The sequence below is a fragment of the Cupriavidus taiwanensis LMG 19424 genome (assembly GCF_000069785.1).
In the GTDB taxonomy this organism is placed as follows: domain Bacteria; phylum Pseudomonadota; class Gammaproteobacteria; order Burkholderiales; family Burkholderiaceae; genus Cupriavidus; species Cupriavidus taiwanensis.
Genome location: NC_010528.1, coordinates 1,851,379 through 1,866,126, shown reverse-complemented (window position 1 = coordinate 1,866,126; position 14,748 = coordinate 1,851,379). Strand labels below are relative to the sequence as shown.

Below are 14,748 nucleotides of genomic sequence, written 5' to 3'. Positions count from 1 at the left end.
ATTCTTTCTTACCGATCAGGAGACCCGAGATGAAGCCCGTCACCACCGACCTGTGCGACGCGCATGAAGACCGCCTTGCCGAGGGCACGCTGCGCGTGATGGCGCCGGTGTTCCGCGCCTTCGGCAAGCAGCCGGCATTTGCCGGCCCGGCCGCGACGCTCAAGGTGTTCGAAGACAACTCGCTGGTGCGCGCCACGCTGGAGTCGCCGGGCCGCGGCCGCGTGCTGGTGATCGATGGCGGCGGCTCGCTGCGCTGCGCGCTGGTGGGCGGCAACCTGGGGCTGCTGGCCGAGAAGAACGGCTGGGTCGGCATCGTCGTCAACGGCTGCATCCGCGATACCGCCGAGCTCGACGTGTGCGACATCGGCATCCGCGCGCTGGCCGCGCATCCGCAGAAGAGCCAGAAGCGCAACGTGGGCGAGAGCGAGGTCACGGTGCAGATGCCGGGCGCGGTGGTGCGCCCGGGCAACTGGATCTATGTCGATGTCGACGGGATCCTGGTCGCCGACGACAAGCTGGAGCGCTGAGCATGCCGCGCGTCTTCGTTTACGGCACGCTGCGCGCCGGCGAGGTCAATGACCTGAACGCCGCGGCCCGCCGCTACGGCATTGCCGCACCCACGCTCCTGGGCACCGGTACGGTCGCCGGCAGGCTCTATGACTTTGGCACCTATCCCGGCCTGGTGCTGGATGCCGGCGGCGGCCCGGTGGTCGGCGATATCTACGAGATTGCCGAAGCCCTGTTGCCGGTGCTGGATGAAATCGAGGAGGTCTATCCGGGCCAGGCCACGCTGTTCGTGCGCGAGGAACAGGCGGTGCAGCATAACGGGGAGCCCGTTGCCTGCCTGCTGTACCCGGTGGCGGCCGCCGCAACCGCCACGCTGCCGCGCATCGACGGCGGTGACTGGATTGCCTATCGCCGGGCCCGCGATACGGCCGCGGCCTGATTCCCGTACTCGCTTCAGCACGCGTTTCAGCACGCGTTTCAAACAGGCGGCGCCCATTCGCGGCACCGCTGGCTTTTGCGTAGCATGGCCGACCATGACATCGAACGATGGAACCGACGGCCATGCACGCTATGCAAGTCCCGCAGCAAGTCTCACAGCAAGTCCTGCAATCGTGTTTCATCGATGCCGGCGACGTGCGCCTGGCGGCAACGCGCCGGGGCGCGCCCGGGCCAACACGGCCAACCATCGTGCTGGTCCATGGCTACCCCGATAACAGCGAGGTCTGGCACGCCGTGGCGGCACAGTTGGCCGGGCGCTTCCACGTGGTGGCCTACGACGTGCGCGGTGCCGGACGCTCGACCGCACCGCGGGCGAGCGCGGCCTACCGGCTGCCGAAGCTGGCTGACGACTTTATCGCGGTGATCGACGCGGTGTCGCCGCAGCGCGCGGTGCATCTGGTCGGCCACGACTGGGGCTCGATCCAGGGCTGGGAATTTGTCACCGATCCGCGTTTGCAGGGGCGCATTGCCTCCTTCACTTCCTGCTCCGGCCCGTGCCTGGACCACGCGGCCATCGCGCTGCGCGAACTGCGCGGGCAGCGCTCGCTGGCGGCATTGGGGCAGGCGCTGCGCCAGCTGATGGCATCGTGGTATATCGGCGTCTTCCACCTGCCTTGGCTGCCCGAGCTGGCCTGGCGGCTGTGGCTGGGCCGGGCGTGGCCACGCTACCTGCGCCTGACCGAGGGCGTCCGCGCCAGGCTGAACCCGACCCAGGTCGCCGACGGCTGCCACGGCGTGCGCCTGTACCGCGCCAACATCCTGCCGACGCTGCGCGCGCCACGGCCTCGGGACGCGCATGCGCCGGTGCAGCTGATCGTGCCGCGGCATGACCGTTACGTGAAGCCTTCGGTGACAGAAGCCATGCACCGCTGGACCCCGCAACTGTGGCGTCGCACCGTACCGGCGCAGCACTGGCTGCCGCTCGCCGACCCTGCCGGGTTTGCCGCCATGGTCAGCGAATTTGTCGATCATATCGAAGGCGCTCCGGCCTCCGCGGCGCTCCTGGCGTGTCGCGTTCACTGACACGCTTGCGCCGCATCTGCCGCTTTTTTCACAATGTGGGAAATGGTTTTGGACCGCAAAAATGCGAGTTTGCGGAGCACAACGTCATTTCTCATGATGGAAGATTCTGTCCCGCATCGTGGAATAATTTTCTCAATCCGTTGATTTGAAAGAAGAATAAATCTGGGCGTGCCAGTGGCTTCGGACTTGTTGCGACGCGACAGCGTTCTCTACACTCTTATATAAGACACAGGACCTTGGGCGCGAAAAGCAGCCAGCGTCAGCGGGGCGCGAGGCAGCCTCCAAGTCCGGGCGAGCCCGAGATTCTCAGCCATCCCCAATCACGTTCAGGAGAGCAACCATGAACCGCCAAGAGCAGATCCAGGCCCTGCAGAAAGACTGGGACACCAATCCGCGTTGGAAGGGCATCAAGCGTAATTTCTCCGCCGAAGACGTGGTGCGCCTGCGTGGTTCGGTTCAGGTCGAGCACACGCTGGCGCGCCGCGGTGCCGAAAAGCTGTGGCACCTGCTGCATACCGAACCGTTCGTCAATTCGCTGGGTGCGCTGACCGGCAACCAGGCCATGCAGCAGGTCAAGGCGGGCCTGAAGGCGATCTACCTGTCGGGCTGGCAGGTTGCCGGTGACGCCAACCTGGCTGGCGAGATGTACCCGGATCAGTCGCTGTATCCGGCCAACTCGGTGCCGCAGGTGGTCAAGCGCATCAACAACACCTTCCAGCGCGCCGACCAGATCCAGTGGAGCGAAGGCACGGGCGACACCGACTTCTTCGCCCCGATCGTCGCCGACGCGGAAGCCGGCTTCGGCGGCGTGCTGAATGCCTTCGAATTGATGAAGGCCATGATCGAGGCGGGCGCCGCCGGCGTGCACTTCGAGGACCAGCTCGCCTCGGTGAAGAAGTGCGGCCACATGGGCGGCAAGGTGCTGGTGCCGACCCGCGAAGCCGTCGCCAAGCTGACCGCCGCGCGCCTGGCCGCCGACGTCTCGGGCGTGCCGACCCTGGTGATCGCCCGCACCGACGCAGAGGCCGCCGACCTGCTCACCTCCGACATCGATGACAACGACAAGCCGTTCTGCACCGGCGAGCGCACCGTCGAAGGCTTCTACCGCGTCCGCAACGGCCTGGAGCAGTCGATCTCGCGGGCGCTGGCCTACGCCGAGGTGGCCGACCTGGTGTGGTGCGAAACCGGCAAGCCGGACCTGGAATTCGCCAAGAAGTTTGCCGAAGCCGTGCACGCCAGGTTCCCGGGCAAGATGCTGGCCTACAACTGCTCGCCGTCGTTCAACTGGAAGAAGAACCTGGACGACGCCACCATCGCCAGGTTCCAGCGCGAGCTGGGCGCGATGGGGTACAAGTTCCAGTTCATCACGCTGGCCGGCTTCCATTCGCTGAACTACTCGATGTTCAACCTGGCCTACGGCTACGCCCGCAACCAGATGAGCGCGTTCGTCGAACTGCAGGAAGCCGAGTTCAAGGCCGCCGAAAAGGGTTTTACCGCGGTCAAGCACCAGCGCGAGGTCGGTACCGGCTATTTCGACGCCGTGACCCAGACCATCGAAGGCGGCCAGTCGTCGACGACCGCGCTGAAGGGTTCGACCGAAGACGAGCAATTCTTCGAAGACAAGAAAGTGGCCTGACTCTCCTGGTCACTCCCGCCGGCTCGTGGGTCCGGCGGGATCGGGAGCGCGTGCGACCATCACGCGCTCTCTTTTAGGCGACGCGCCGTTCTCTCTCAGGGACGGCGCGATTTTTTTGCCCCTCAATCTGAAAGATTGTCCAAATGCAATAAATTGTCATTTCTGGCGGCTTGCAGCATTTGGGTGATTCCCTCGCGCGGGCAGATGGCTTAAAGTGCCGGGGCCTTTATCGGCACTCTTCGAGCCACTCCACCCAGAACAACATCATGAAAGCAACTCTCTCGCTCGCTTCCTGCGCCGTCGCGGCGGCACTGCTGGCCGGCTGTTCCGGCGGCATGCCCACCAATGTCGACAGCATGCTGAGCGCCGGCACCTCGCTGGCCAAGGCGGCCACGCTGTCGGACGCCGACGTCAAGAGCCTGTCGGACCAGGCTTGCGCGGAATCGGACAAGACCAACAAGATCGCCGCTGCCAACAGCACCTACAACAAGCGCCTGGTCAAGATCATGAGCGGGCTGAAGAACAGCGAAGTGCCCAACGTCAATGCCAAGGTCTACCTGACCAAGGACGTCAACGCCTGGGCCATGGCCAACGGCTGCGTGCGTGTCTACAGCGGCCTGATGGACATGATGACCGACGACGAAGTGCGCGGCGTGCTGGGTCACGAACTGGGCCACGTGGCGCTGGGCCACACCAGGAAGGCCATGCAGGTGGCCTACACCGCCACCGCGGCGCGCGGCGCGGCGGCGTCGGCCGGCAATGGCGCGGTGGCGGCGCTGTCGCAATCGCAGCTGGGCGAGCTGGGCGAGAAGCTGATCAACGCGCAGTTCTCGCAGTCGCAGGAAACCGCGGCCGACGACTATTCGTTCGACCTGCTGACCAAGAACAAGGCCAGCACCAAGGGCCTGGTCACGGCGTTCCAGAAGCTGGCCAAGCTCGACGGCGGCAAGTCCAGCATGTTCTCGTCGCACCCGGGCTCGGAAGACCGCGCCAAGCATATCGAGCAGCGCATCAGCAAGGCTTCGTAAGCGGCCTGGGCAAGCAAAAAAACCGCCCGCACCGGTCTAGCCGGTGCGGGCGGTTTTGCTTTGGCGCGCCGCGTGCCGGGATCAGCGGTAGACGATCACCGGAATGTCGGTATGCGTCAGCACCTTTTGCGTCTCGCTGCCGAGCAGCAGGCCGGACAGGCCGCGCCGGCCGTGCGAGGCCATGAAGATCACGTCGCAGCCGTGGCGCTCGGCGGCGTCGATGATGCCCAGGTAGGGCACGGCGAAGGTCGACATGTCGGCGTCGAAGGTGACGCCGGCCGCCGTGGCGAGGTTTTCGACCTCTTTCAGATACAGCTTGGCCTGGTTCTCGATACGGTCCTTGAACGCCTGCGGGGCCTCGACCACGATCTCGCTGAAGGGGGTGTACGGGTATTCCTCCAGGCAGACATAGGCCGTGACGCGCGCGCCGATGGCCTTGGCGAGCTCCAGTCCGCCGTTGATGGCCTTCTTGGAGAGTTCCGAGCCGTCGGTGGGAAGCAGGATATGTTGGAACATGCGGGGCTCCTTTGCTGACTAGGGGAACGGGCAGGGCGGCCCGCCGGTTCGCGGTGGGGCCGCGGCGCCGGGCAACGCCTGTCACGAATCCATTGTAGTCAGTGTGCCGAGAGGGCCATTGCGTCATGTCAAGGGCAGCCGAAGTGCCCCGGCACGCCTGCGGTGGCGCGCGCCTAGTCGGCCAGCACCTCCGCCACGGGCAGCGCGCTGGCTTGCTCGGCGCGCCGCCAGTAGGACGGATTGCCGTAGGTGTTCTTCAGGTGGTCGATAAAGAGCCGCACGCGCAGCGGCAGGTGCTTGCGCTGCGGAAACACCGCATGGATGCCGATCGGCGGTGCCTGGAACTCGTCCAGCACCGTCACCAGCCGTCCGCTGGCAATCTCGCTGCCGACTTCCCACCAGGAGCGCCAGGCCAGCCCGTTGCCTTGCAGGCACCATTCGTGCAGCACCGCGCCGTCGCTGCATTCCATGGTGCCGCCCACCTTGACCGTCACGGCGCGGCCTTCTTCCTGGAACACCCAGCCGCGCTGCATGTTGGCGCTGGCGCCGAAGGCGAGGCAGTTATGGCGCTGCAGGTCCTCCGGCGCTTGCGGGCGCCCCGCGCGCGCCAGGTATTCCGGCGCGGCCACCACCACGCGCCGGGTTTCGGCCAGCCGGATCGACACCAGGCTGGAGTCGGGCAGGTCGCCCAGGCGGATGGCGCAGTCGAAGCCCTCGTTGACCAGGTCGACCACGCGATCGGACAGGTCCAGCGTGATCGACACGTCCGGGTGCGACTCGATGAACAGCGGCACCAGCGGCGCCACGTGCTTGCGCCCGTAGCCTGCCGGCGCGGTCACGCGCAGGTGCCCGCTGGCCTTGACGCCGCCGGCCGAGACGCTGGCCTCGGCGTTGTGCAGGTCGTTCAGGATGCGCTGGCAATCTTCCAGGAAGGCCGAGCCTTCGAAGGTCAGGCTGATCTTGCGCGTGGTCCGTACCAGCAGCTTGACGCCCAGGCGCTCTTCGAGCGCATCGATGCGCCGGCCGATGATCGCCGGCGCCACCCCCTCCGCCGCGGCCGCGGCGGACAGGCTGCCGCGCGAGGCGACGGATACAAAAGTCTCCAGTTGTTTGAAATGGTCCACAGATGTTTTGCCTGATATGCGCGGGAGGTTCCGCAAGTGCCGCGCTGGACACGCACCGGCTGCCATGGCGGAGCCTGGGTCACCAGTGAAGAGGATTTGGTGCGGAGTTTTGTTTTAGTCAGCCAAGATTAGTTGTGTAAAAGTAAAAGATCAAGTGACAGACGGCCACTTTGCCGCACTGCAGCGTCTCCCTACAATGCGATGCATTCAATGGTGTACAGAGCCACGCAGCTGTGGTCTGGCCGCCGCTTTACCCAGTCGCCCGTACCGTTTGCAGGTTGTCCAGGCTCCCATGAACAAGATCCGCGCCGTCGTCTTCGATGCCTTTGGCACGCTGTTCGACGTGTATTCCGTCACCGCGCGCGCGGAGCAGCTGTTCCCGGGCCGCGGCGAGGCACTGGCGCTGCTGTGGCGCGACCGCCAGATCGACTACACCCGCATCCGTACCATGGCCGCGCCCGACGGCGCGCACTACAAGCCGTTCTGGGCCATCACCGTGGACGCGCTGCGCTACGCTGCCGAGCGCCTGGGCCTGGCGCTGGATGAAGCGACGGAAGCGCAGCTGCTCAAGGAATACGCCTGCCTGTCTGCCTTCCCGGAAAACCTGGGCGCGCTCAAGCGCCTGCGCAAGGCGGGGCTGCCGCTCGGCATCCTGTCCAACGGCAATGCCGAGATGCTCGACATCTCGGTCAAGAGCGCCGGCATGCATGGCCTGTTCGACCACGTGCTGTCGGTCGACGCGGTGCGCCAGTACAAGACCGCGCCCGCCGCCTATGCACTGGGGCCGCTGGCCTTCGGGCTGGACGCGCAGGAGATGCTGTTCGTCTCGTCCAACGGCTGGGACGCCTGCGGCGCCATCTGGTTTGGCTACACCACTTTCTGGATCAACCGTGCCGGCCATCCGGCGGAGCGGCTCGACGTAGCCCCCTCCGGCACCGGGCACGACATGAACGACCTGCTCGAATTCGTCCGCGCCCATGGCGTGGCGGTATAGCAGGGCGCCCAACAACCCAAGCTATCGCTATCGTTTAACAGGAGAACAAGATGGCTATCACGCTGCCCGCGGGCATGAAGATTACCGGCGAGATCCTGCCGGCCTACGAAGATATCCTCACGCCGGAAGCCCTGGCCCTGGTAGACAAGCTGCACCGCGCCTTCGAGCCGCGCCGTCAGGAATTGCTGGCCGCGCGCGTCGAGCGCGCCAAGCGCCTGGACGCCGGCGAAGTCCCCGATTTCCTGCCGGAAACCAAGAGCATCCGCGAAGGCGACTGGAAGGTTGCCCCGGTGCCCAAGGCGCTGGAATGCCGCCGCGTGGAAATCACCGGCCCGGTCGAAGCCAAGATGGTGATCAACGCCTTCAACTCGGGCGCTGACAGCTACATGACCGACTTCGAGGATTCCAACACCCCCAACTGGCACAACCAGCTGCAGGGCCAGGTCAACCTGAAGGCCGCCGTGCGCCGCACGCTGACCCTGGAATCGAAGGGCAAGCAGTACAAGCTGAACGACAAGATCGCCACGCTGCAGGTGCGTCCGCGCGGCTGGCACCTGGACGAAAAGCACGTCACCATCGACGGCAAGCGCGTCTCGGGCGGCATCTTCGACTTCGCGCTGTTCCTGTTCCACAACGCCAAGGAACAGATCGCCCGCGGCGCCGGCCCGTTCTTCTACCTGCCCAAGATGGAAAGCCATCTGGAAGCGCGCCTGTGGAACGACATCTTCGTGATGGCGCAGAAGGAAATCGGCCTGCCGCAAGGCACCATCAAGGCCACCGTGCTGATCGAGACCATCCTCGCCGCGTTCGAGATGGAAGAGATCCTGTATGAGCTGCGCGAGCACAGCGCGGGCCTGAACGCCGGCCGCTGGGACTACATCTTCTCGTGCATCAAGAAGTTCAAGAACGACAAGGACTTCTGCCTGGCCGACCGCGCCAAGGTCACGATGACCGCGCCGTTCATGCGCGCCTACGCGCTGCTGCTGCTCAAGACCTGCCACTCGCGCGGCGCCCCCGCCATCGGCGGCATGAGCGCGCTGATCCCGATCAAGAACGATCCGGAGAAGAACGCCATCGCCATGGAAGGCATCATCAGCGACAAGCGCCGCGATGCCACCGACGGCTACGACGGCGGCTGGGTGGCGCACCCGGGCCTGGTCGAGCCGGCCATGAAGGAATTCGTGGCAGTGCTGGGCGACAAGCCGAACCAGTTCGAGAAGCAGCGTCCGGATGTGCAGGTGAAGGGCGCCGACCTGCTCGACTTCAAGCCGGAAACGCCGATCACCGAGCACGGCCTGCGCATGAACATCAACGTCGGCATCCACTACCTGGGCGCCTGGCTGGCCGGCAACGGCTGCGTGCCGATCCACAACCTGATGGAAGATGCCGCCACCGCCGAGATCTCGCGCTCGCAGGTGTGGCAGTGGATCCGCTCGCCGAAGGGCAAGCTGGAAGACGGCACCAAGGTCACGGCCGAGCTGGTGCGCAAGCTGATCCCGGAAGAACTGGCCAAGGTGAAGGAACTGGTCGGTGGCGACACCAGGACCTATGACCGCGCCGCCGAGATCTTCGAGCAGATGTCGACGTCGGAGGACTTCGCCGAGTTCCTGACGCTGCCGCTGTACGAAGAGGTCTGAACGCAGGCCGGGCACCTGCCGCTCCATGGAAACCGCAGCTTCGGCTGCGGTTTTTTTTCGCCTTTTCCGCGGGAAGGGCTGCGTTAAGCTGCCCTTATATCTGTACTGCGCTGCGGCAATACACCGTAAGTACTTGTAACTTTTGGGCATGCTGCAACGCTTTTATTGTCCGGTCTTCAAGACTATTTGGGTTTATCCCTAGCGCCTGAAACAGAAGAAACCCTCTAGGATGCGGGTTCCGATGGTGCGCTGCAAGATTGAGGGCGCGGCCCGGGAGCGAAGCCAGTCCGCGTTCCCGCGCCAGTGCCGGTGCGCCATTCTGTCCGATCCACCCACAGGAGATCTGCATGTCCCCTTTTACGCCCGAACAATTTGCTGCGGCGCAGAAGTCCAATGTGAGCCACTTGTTCGCGCTGACGAACACGGCCTTTGAAGGTTTCCAGAAGTTGACCGAACTGAACCTGCAGACGCTCAAGGCCACGCTCAGCGAAGGCCAGGAAAACGTCCAGGCGGCACTGGCCGGCAAGGACTTGCGCGAAGTGTTCGCGGCGCAAGGCAACCTGGCCCAGCCGGCTGCCGAGAAGGCGGTAGCGTATGCGCGCCACGTCTATGAGATCGCGTCGAACACGCAGGCGGAACTGAGCAAGGCCGTCGAGGCGCAGTACGAGCAGCACAACCGCAACGTCCAGGCATTCGTCGACACCTTCGTGAAGAACGCGCCGGCCGGTTCGGAAGCGCTGACCGCGCTGCTGCAATCGGGCGTGGCCGCGGCCAGCACCACCTACCAGTCGTTCCAGGACGCCGCCAAGCAGACCGCCGAAGTCGCCAAGGCCAACTTCGCCAAGACCGCCGCGTCGGCCACGGCCGCGAACGCGACGCCCCGCGCCGCCAAGGCATAACAGCGCAGCGCCGGCCCGCAAACTCAGGCCGGCGCGCTGAACCAAGATCGCAGGCATGCAGGCCGGGAACCCCGCGTTCCCGGGCCTGCGGCACCGCGACACCATATCTCCCGCCTCATCCATGCGCACCGGGACCGGCATGTCCGGCCCGGCACGGCAGCGCTTTGCCTGCGCGACGGCGGCGGGAATTTGCTCGGGGACCACCGGGGGAATGTCCCTTGCTGCACGGCAGGGGTCTTTCAACTTACGACAACGACGCAATCAGCATGACGAAGAGAATCGCATTGGTAACAGGTGGCATGGGCGGGCTCGGCGAAGCCATCAGCATCCGGCTGCACGACGCCGGCCATGCCGTGGTGGTGACGCATTCGCCCGGCAATGCCAACGCCAGGGACTGGCTTGCCGCGATGGCCGCCACCGGCCGCGAGATGCGCGCCTATGAAGTCGACGTCTCTGACTATGACGCTTGCCAGGCCTGCGCCGCGCGCATCCTTGCCGACGTCGGCAACGTCGACATCCTGGTGAACAATGCCGGCATTACGCGCGACATGGCGTTCAAGAAGATGGACAAGCCGAACTGGGATGCCGTGATGCGGACCAACCTCGATTCCGTCTTCAATCTCACCAAGCCGCTTTGCGAAGGCATGGTCGAGCGCGGCTGGGGCCGCATCATCAATATCTCCTCGGTGAACGGCTCCAAGGGGGCATTCGGCCAGACCAACTATGCCGCGGCCAAGGCCGGCATGCACGGTTTCACCAAATCGCTGGCGCTGGAAGTGGCGCGCAAGGGCGTGACGGTCAACACCGTGTCGCCGGGCTACCTGGCCACCAAGATGGTCAATGCCGTGCCCAGGGAGATCATGGAGACCAAGATCCTGCCGCAGATCCCGGTGGGGCGCGTCGGCAAGCCGGAGGAGGTGGCGGCGCTGGTGGCCTTCCTGTGCTCGGACGATGCGGCCTATGTGACCGGGTCGAATATTGCCATCAACGGCGGGCAGCATATGCAGTAAGGGCGTCGGCACTGGCCTTTGCCCGCGCGCGGAGCGCCCCTTGCGGAGGCGCTCCGGCGCCATTGCCGGCCGGTGGCCAGCGTTGCGTACCTCCGCAAGCCCGATTCTTGTCCATACTGAAGCTTGACCGGCGGACCGCCTCACCGACGCCGGGGACCACCGCGCCCGAAACTCGCACAGGGAGGGGAATCGTGTTCAAGCACATCTTGTTGGCCACCGATGGCTCAGATCTGTCAAGAATGGCGATGGAGGCCGCCATTGGCTTTGTCAAGGCCGATGGCGCCAGGCTGACCGCCTATACGTGCATGGAGGAGTACCCCTACATGGCGTCGGGCGACGCCGGCCACCCCAGGCGCAAGGCCTTCGAAGAGCAGGAAGCCGAACGGGCCAGGGCCCGGCTGGAGGAAGTGGTCGCCGCGGCCAGGGCGGCGGGTGTGCCCTGCGCCACGGACATGACCGCAACCGTTCCCTACAAAGGCATCATCGATGCCGCGGCAAGGCACCAGTGTGATGTGATTTTCATGGCGTCGCACGGCCGCAGGGGCCTGGACGCATTGCTGGTCGGCAGCGAAACGCAGAAAGTGCTCACCCACTGCCGGGTTCCGGTGCTGGTCTACCGCTGAAGGCGGGGGCGCGCAGCGGGCTCGCCCCCGCTGCGCGCCTGGCGCCGGACTCCATCTCTGGAGGTAATGCCATGGCGGAAATCGAGCAGGAGAAAGTCGTTGGCGTCCTGAATCGCATCGTGGAGGCCGAGCTCGCCGGCGTGGTGCGCTACACGCACTATTCGTTCCTTGTCTTCGGCTTCGGGCGCATCCCGATTGTGTCGTGGCTGCGCGAGCAGGCCAACGAGTCGCTGCTGCATGCGCAGCAGGCCGGCGAATGGATCACCACCCTCGGCGCATATCCCTCGCTCGGCATCGGCGAACTGCTGGACGCCCACATCCACGATATCGGCGCGATCCTGCGTGAATCGCTGGAAACCGAAAGGCAGGCGCTGGCGTTGTACCGCGAACTGCTCAGCCTGGTCGAGGGCCGCTCCGTCGCGCTGGAGGAGTATGCGCGGCAGTTGATCCAGCTCGAGGAACTGCACGCCGGCGAGGTAGGGAAGATGCTGCGCAAGCCCGCCGCGCCCATGATCCCCGACCCTGCCGGACGTACCGGCCAGGGATAAGGCCGGCCCGCATGGCATGGCGGCCGATTGCCGGCACGCTCGTGCCGGCACGCTCACTTGCTGCCGTCGCGCGCGTCGCCGCCGATCGCATCGACGATGATCATGGTGCGGTCCAGTACCCCGCGCTCGTCGAAGTACGCGCTGAAGTGCGCTGGCTGGTACGCGCCGGCGTAGAGCCGGTATGACCAGGCCTCGCGTTTCATCATCGGGTAGTACTCGACCGGCTCGCGCGGCAGGCCGAAGTGCTCGGCCACGTCCTGCTTGGTCCACACGCCCGGGCGGGCCGCGTAGATTTCCTTCTCGGTCAGCATCTGGCGGAAGCGGCTCAGCTTGCCGCCCGCGTCGAAGTCCGCGGCATAGACCTCGAAGCCGAGCGGCTGCTTGGAATAGATCCAGCGGCTCGTGCCGTCCGCGAGCTGATAGGTTTCGGAAGGCGCGCCGAAGGTATCGCGCACGGCGCTCTGCGGGCTGCCGAGCATTTTCTGCGCGGTCTCCACAGGCTGCAGGGTCGCGCAGGCGCACAGCAGGATTGCCGCGGTGGCGGCGAGCCAGGCGAACAGGCGATGGCGCATGATCGGTCTCCGGTAAGCACGGCGGATGGGGATCTTTTCAGCATAGCGCAACGCATGCTGGCGCTTCCAGTGCCCGGGCCATTACCGGGCCATTACCGGCCCATTCCCCGTCAATTACCAGCCGAACCGGTAATCCCTGGCTGGATGCAGCCGCCATGTGCCGTCGCCCGGCAGTTCCAGCACCTGGTGGTGATACTTCAGCAGCGTGGGACGGTGGCTGACGCTCACCAGGGTGGCCTCGAGGCCGGCCAGCAACTGGTAGAGGGCTTCTTCATTGACGATGTCGAGGGCACTGGTGGCCTCGTCCAGCATCACATAGCGCGGCCTGGCCAGCAGCACGCGCGCGATGGTCAGCCGCTGCTGCTCGCCCAGCGACAGGACCTTGCTCCAGTCCACCTCGGTGTCCAGCCCGCCGAAACGGCCGGCGATGTCGTGCAGGTTGACGGTATCCAGCAATTGCAGCAGCTCGTCGTCGGCGACCTGCCGGCCGACATGGTTGGGATAGAGCAGCTGGCTGCGCAGGCTGCCGACCACCATGTAGGGATGCTGCGGCAAGAACAGCATGTCCTGCGGCGCCGGCCGCACGATGCGCCCGGTGCCGCTGTTCCACAGCCCCGCGATGGCGCGCATCAGCGAACTCTTGCCGCCGCCGCTGGCGCCGACGATGAGCAGTCCCTCGCCTGCATGGATCGACGCGCTCAGGTCCGTGACCAGCGTGCGCTCCTGGTTGGGCGTCTGCAGCGTGACGTGTTCCAGCGCGAGCCGCGAATCCTGGCAGGATTCGATGGTGCTGGCCGCCCGCGGCGCGGTCGGCTTTTTCCCGGTCAGGGTGCTGGAGAACGTGTCCAGGCGGTCCAGGCCGGCCACGAACCGGCTCAGGTCTTCAAAGTTGTCGACGATCACCGTCAGCGCATTCAGCACGGCGGCGAACGCGCCAGCGGCCCGGATCGCGCTGCCGACCTCGAGCTCGCCGTCCAGCACGCGCGAGGCCACGATGGCGCTGGGCAGCAGGATGGTCAGGAAGCCATAGCCATACTGGAACATGTTCAGCCCCAGCTGCCACCGGATGAGCCGCTCGAAGTTCTGGAACGCCTTGCCAAAGCGTCCGCGGACATGGGAAGACTCCTGCGGCTCGCCGCGGTAGAACGCAATCGATTCGGCGTTCTCGCGCACACGGATCAGGCTGAAGCGGAAATCGGCCTCGCGCTTGAGCTGGTAGAAGTTCAGGCCGATCAGCACGCGCCCGAAGCAGGCGATCGAGACCACGGTGCCGGCGATCGCGTAGACCACCAGAAAATAGACCAGCTCTCTCGAGATCATCCACAGCACCGCGCTGAACGCAATCAGCTGCAGCAGCGCACCGATGCCGATCGACAGGAAAAACAGCGACTGCCGTGTAAAGGTGTTGATGTCCTCGGAGATGCGCTGGTCGGGATTGTCGATGCCGGTATCCGCATTGAGCTTGTAGAAAATGCGGTTCTTGAAATATCCGTCCAGGTAATGGTGGGTCATCCAGCGCCGCCAGTGCAGGCCCAGCGCGTTGCGGATGTAGTAGTAGACCGCGTAGACGGGAATCGCGACGATCAGGATGTAGAGGCAGGTACGGATCGAGGCCCAGAAGCGGTCGGCGTCGCGGGCCGCCAGCGCCGAGGTGAATTCGCCGGTCTGCTCGTTGATCAGCACCTCCGCCTGGGTCTGCCCCAGCAGCAGCAGGACCAGCACCACCAGCAGCCCGGCGGCCTTCCATCGTTCCTGCGAGACCCAGTAGGGTTTGGCGATCACCCAGAAGCGGGTCCAGACATGCCGGGTCGTCGTGGCGGGGCGTTTGCCGGGGACAGAAGTGCTGTCGGCCACCTGCGGCTCTGGCACGGCGCTCATAATCCACCTCCGGGAGGCTGAGCGGATTTCAGGATCGTCACATGGCGGGCGGGTCCGACCGCGGGCCACGGCACGGCGGAAAATGACTACTGAAATATAGGCGAGCAAATTCGATGCCCGGCGGTTTCGCGGGAGCCGAGCGTTCGGGCCCGGCCCAGGGCTGACGCCTGAGCCGGCAGCCGGGGAACCCGCGAGGGGGCGCCGCCCATGGTGGAAACCCGGGCATGTCCCGGGCCTGAACACTCTCTAAGATGA

Annotated in this window: 15 protein-coding genes; 11 read left to right on the top strand and 4 right to left on the bottom strand. The window is 65.4% G+C overall.

Features of this window, described 5'->3' with window-relative positions; genetic code table 11:
* Positions 1-29 precede the first annotated feature (29 nt).
* The 5 genes from rraA to loiP all read left to right on the top strand — a co-directional run bounded on the left by rraA (position 30) and on the right by loiP (position 4,692).
* Positions 30-527: a ribonuclease E activity regulator RraA gene (gene rraA, locus RALTA_RS08525; RefSeq protein WP_012353031.1), complete on the top strand. Its 498-nt coding sequence runs from the start codon at positions 30-32 to the stop codon at positions 525-527.
* Between the two features lie 2 nt (positions 528-529).
* The gene (locus RALTA_RS08520) at positions 530-946 is read left to right on the top strand and encodes a gamma-glutamylcyclotransferase family protein (protein WP_012353030.1); all 417 of its coding nucleotides are present in this window, start codon (positions 530-532) and stop codon (positions 944-946) included.
* 122 nt (positions 947-1,068) lie between these two features.
* Positions 1,069-2,028 carry an alpha/beta fold hydrolase gene (locus RALTA_RS08515; RefSeq protein WP_012353029.1) on the top strand — a complete coding sequence of 320 codons (960 nt, stop codon included), beginning with the start codon at positions 1,069-1,071 and terminating at the stop codon, positions 2,026-2,028.
* 340 nt (positions 2,029-2,368) lie between these two features.
* On the top strand, positions 2,369-3,664 hold the full coding sequence (aceA, locus tag RALTA_RS08510; protein WP_012353028.1) for an isocitrate lyase: 1,296 nt from the start codon (positions 2,369-2,371) through the stop codon (positions 3,662-3,664).
* Positions 3,665-3,930: 266 nt separating this feature from the next.
* On the top strand, positions 3,931-4,692 hold the full coding sequence (gene loiP, locus RALTA_RS08505) for a metalloprotease LoiP (protein WP_012353027.1): 762 nt from the start codon (positions 3,931-3,933) through the stop codon (positions 4,690-4,692).
* 81 nt (positions 4,693-4,773) lie between these two features.
* Here the strand turns inward: loiP and RALTA_RS08500 are convergent, their stop codons facing one another.
* A complete protein-coding gene (locus RALTA_RS08500; RefSeq protein ID WP_012353026.1) occupies positions 4,774-5,208 on the bottom strand; it encodes a universal stress protein in 435 nt (144 codons plus the stop codon).
* Positions 5,209-5,381: 173 nt separating this feature from the next.
* Positions 5,382-6,332 carry a LysR family transcriptional regulator gene (locus RALTA_RS08495; protein WP_025584496.1) on the bottom strand — a complete coding sequence of 317 codons (951 nt, stop codon included), beginning with the start codon at positions 6,330-6,332 and terminating at the stop codon, positions 5,382-5,384.
* Between the two features lie 292 nt (positions 6,333-6,624).
* On the opposite strand from RALTA_RS08495, the gene RALTA_RS08490 reads away from it, so the two are divergent.
* From RALTA_RS08490 to RALTA_RS08465, 6 genes are all read left to right on the top strand, one after another.
* Positions 6,625-7,326, top strand: a complete 702-nt coding sequence (locus tag RALTA_RS08490) for a haloacid dehalogenase type II (RefSeq protein ID WP_012353023.1) — start codon at positions 6,625-6,627, stop codon at positions 7,324-7,326.
* 50 nt (positions 7,327-7,376) lie between these two features.
* Positions 7,377-8,963 (top strand): malate synthase A, encoded by a 1,587-nt coding sequence (gene aceB, locus RALTA_RS08485; RefSeq protein ID WP_012353022.1) that lies wholly within the window; start codon positions 7,377-7,379, stop codon positions 8,961-8,963.
* Between the two features lie 347 nt (positions 8,964-9,310).
* Positions 9,311-9,862 (top strand): TIGR01841 family phasin PhaP3, encoded by a 552-nt coding sequence (gene phaP3, locus RALTA_RS08480; RefSeq protein WP_012353021.1) that lies wholly within the window; start codon positions 9,311-9,313, stop codon positions 9,860-9,862.
* Between the two features lie 266 nt (positions 9,863-10,128).
* A complete protein-coding gene (gene phbB, locus RALTA_RS08475; protein ID WP_012353020.1) occupies positions 10,129-10,872 on the top strand; it encodes an acetoacetyl-CoA reductase in 744 nt (247 codons plus the stop codon).
* A gap of 191 nt (positions 10,873-11,063) precedes the next feature.
* Positions 11,064-11,495 carry a universal stress protein gene (locus tag RALTA_RS08470; RefSeq protein ID WP_025584502.1) on the top strand — a complete coding sequence of 144 codons (432 nt, stop codon included), beginning with the start codon at positions 11,064-11,066 and terminating at the stop codon, positions 11,493-11,495.
* 71 nt (positions 11,496-11,566) lie between these two features.
* Positions 11,567-12,043, top strand: coding sequence for a ferritin-like domain-containing protein (locus RALTA_RS08465; protein ID WP_012353018.1), 477 nt, complete (start codon positions 11,567-11,569; stop codon positions 12,041-12,043).
* 53 nt (positions 12,044-12,096) lie between these two features.
* Here the strand turns inward: RALTA_RS08465 and RALTA_RS08460 are convergent, their stop codons facing one another.
* The gene (locus RALTA_RS08460; RefSeq protein WP_012353017.1) at positions 12,097-12,615 is read right to left on the bottom strand and encodes a hypothetical protein; all 519 of its coding nucleotides are present in this window, start codon (positions 12,613-12,615) and stop codon (positions 12,097-12,099) included.
* A 114-nt stretch (positions 12,616-12,729) separates the two neighbouring features.
* Positions 12,730-14,493 carry an ABC transporter ATP-binding protein/permease gene (locus RALTA_RS08455; protein WP_012353016.1) on the bottom strand — a complete coding sequence of 588 codons (1,764 nt, stop codon included), beginning with the start codon at positions 14,491-14,493 and terminating at the stop codon, positions 12,730-12,732.
* Positions 14,494-14,748 lie beyond the last annotated feature (255 nt).

Bases quoted from the DNA above. Each gene is read 5' to 3' on its own strand.
- rraA (WP_012353031.1), top strand. From the start codon at position 30: ATGAAGCCCGTCACCACCGACCTGTGCGACGCGCATGAAGACCGCCTT.
- RALTA_RS08520 (WP_012353030.1), top strand. From the start codon at position 530: ATGCCGCGCGTCTTCGTTTACGGCACGCTGCGCGCCGGCGAGGTCAAT.
- RALTA_RS08515 (WP_012353029.1), top strand. From the start codon at position 1,069: ATGCACGCTATGCAAGTCCCGCAGCAAGTCTCACAGCAAGTCCTGCAA.
- aceA (WP_012353028.1), top strand. From the start codon at position 2,369: ATGAACCGCCAAGAGCAGATCCAGGCCCTGCAGAAAGACTGGGACACC.
- loiP (WP_012353027.1), top strand. From the start codon at position 3,931: ATGAAAGCAACTCTCTCGCTCGCTTCCTGCGCCGTCGCGGCGGCACTG.
- RALTA_RS08500 (WP_012353026.1), bottom strand. From the start codon at position 5,208: ATGTTCCAACATATCCTGCTTCCCACCGACGGCTCGGAACTCTCCAAG.
- RALTA_RS08490 (WP_012353023.1), top strand. From the start codon at position 6,625: ATGAACAAGATCCGCGCCGTCGTCTTCGATGCCTTTGGCACGCTGTTC.
- aceB (WP_012353022.1), top strand. From the start codon at position 7,377: ATGGCTATCACGCTGCCCGCGGGCATGAAGATTACCGGCGAGATCCTG.
- phaP3 (WP_012353021.1), top strand. From the start codon at position 9,311: ATGTCCCCTTTTACGCCCGAACAATTTGCTGCGGCGCAGAAGTCCAAT.
- phbB (WP_012353020.1), top strand. From the start codon at position 10,129: ATGACGAAGAGAATCGCATTGGTAACAGGTGGCATGGGCGGGCTCGGC.
- RALTA_RS08465 (WP_012353018.1), top strand. From the start codon at position 11,567: ATGGCGGAAATCGAGCAGGAGAAAGTCGTTGGCGTCCTGAATCGCATC.
- RALTA_RS08460 (WP_012353017.1), bottom strand. From the start codon at position 12,615: ATGCGCCATCGCCTGTTCGCCTGGCTCGCCGCCACCGCGGCAATCCTG.
- RALTA_RS08455 (WP_012353016.1), bottom strand. From the start codon at position 14,493: ATGAGCGCCGTGCCAGAGCCGCAGGTGGCCGACAGCACTTCTGTCCCC.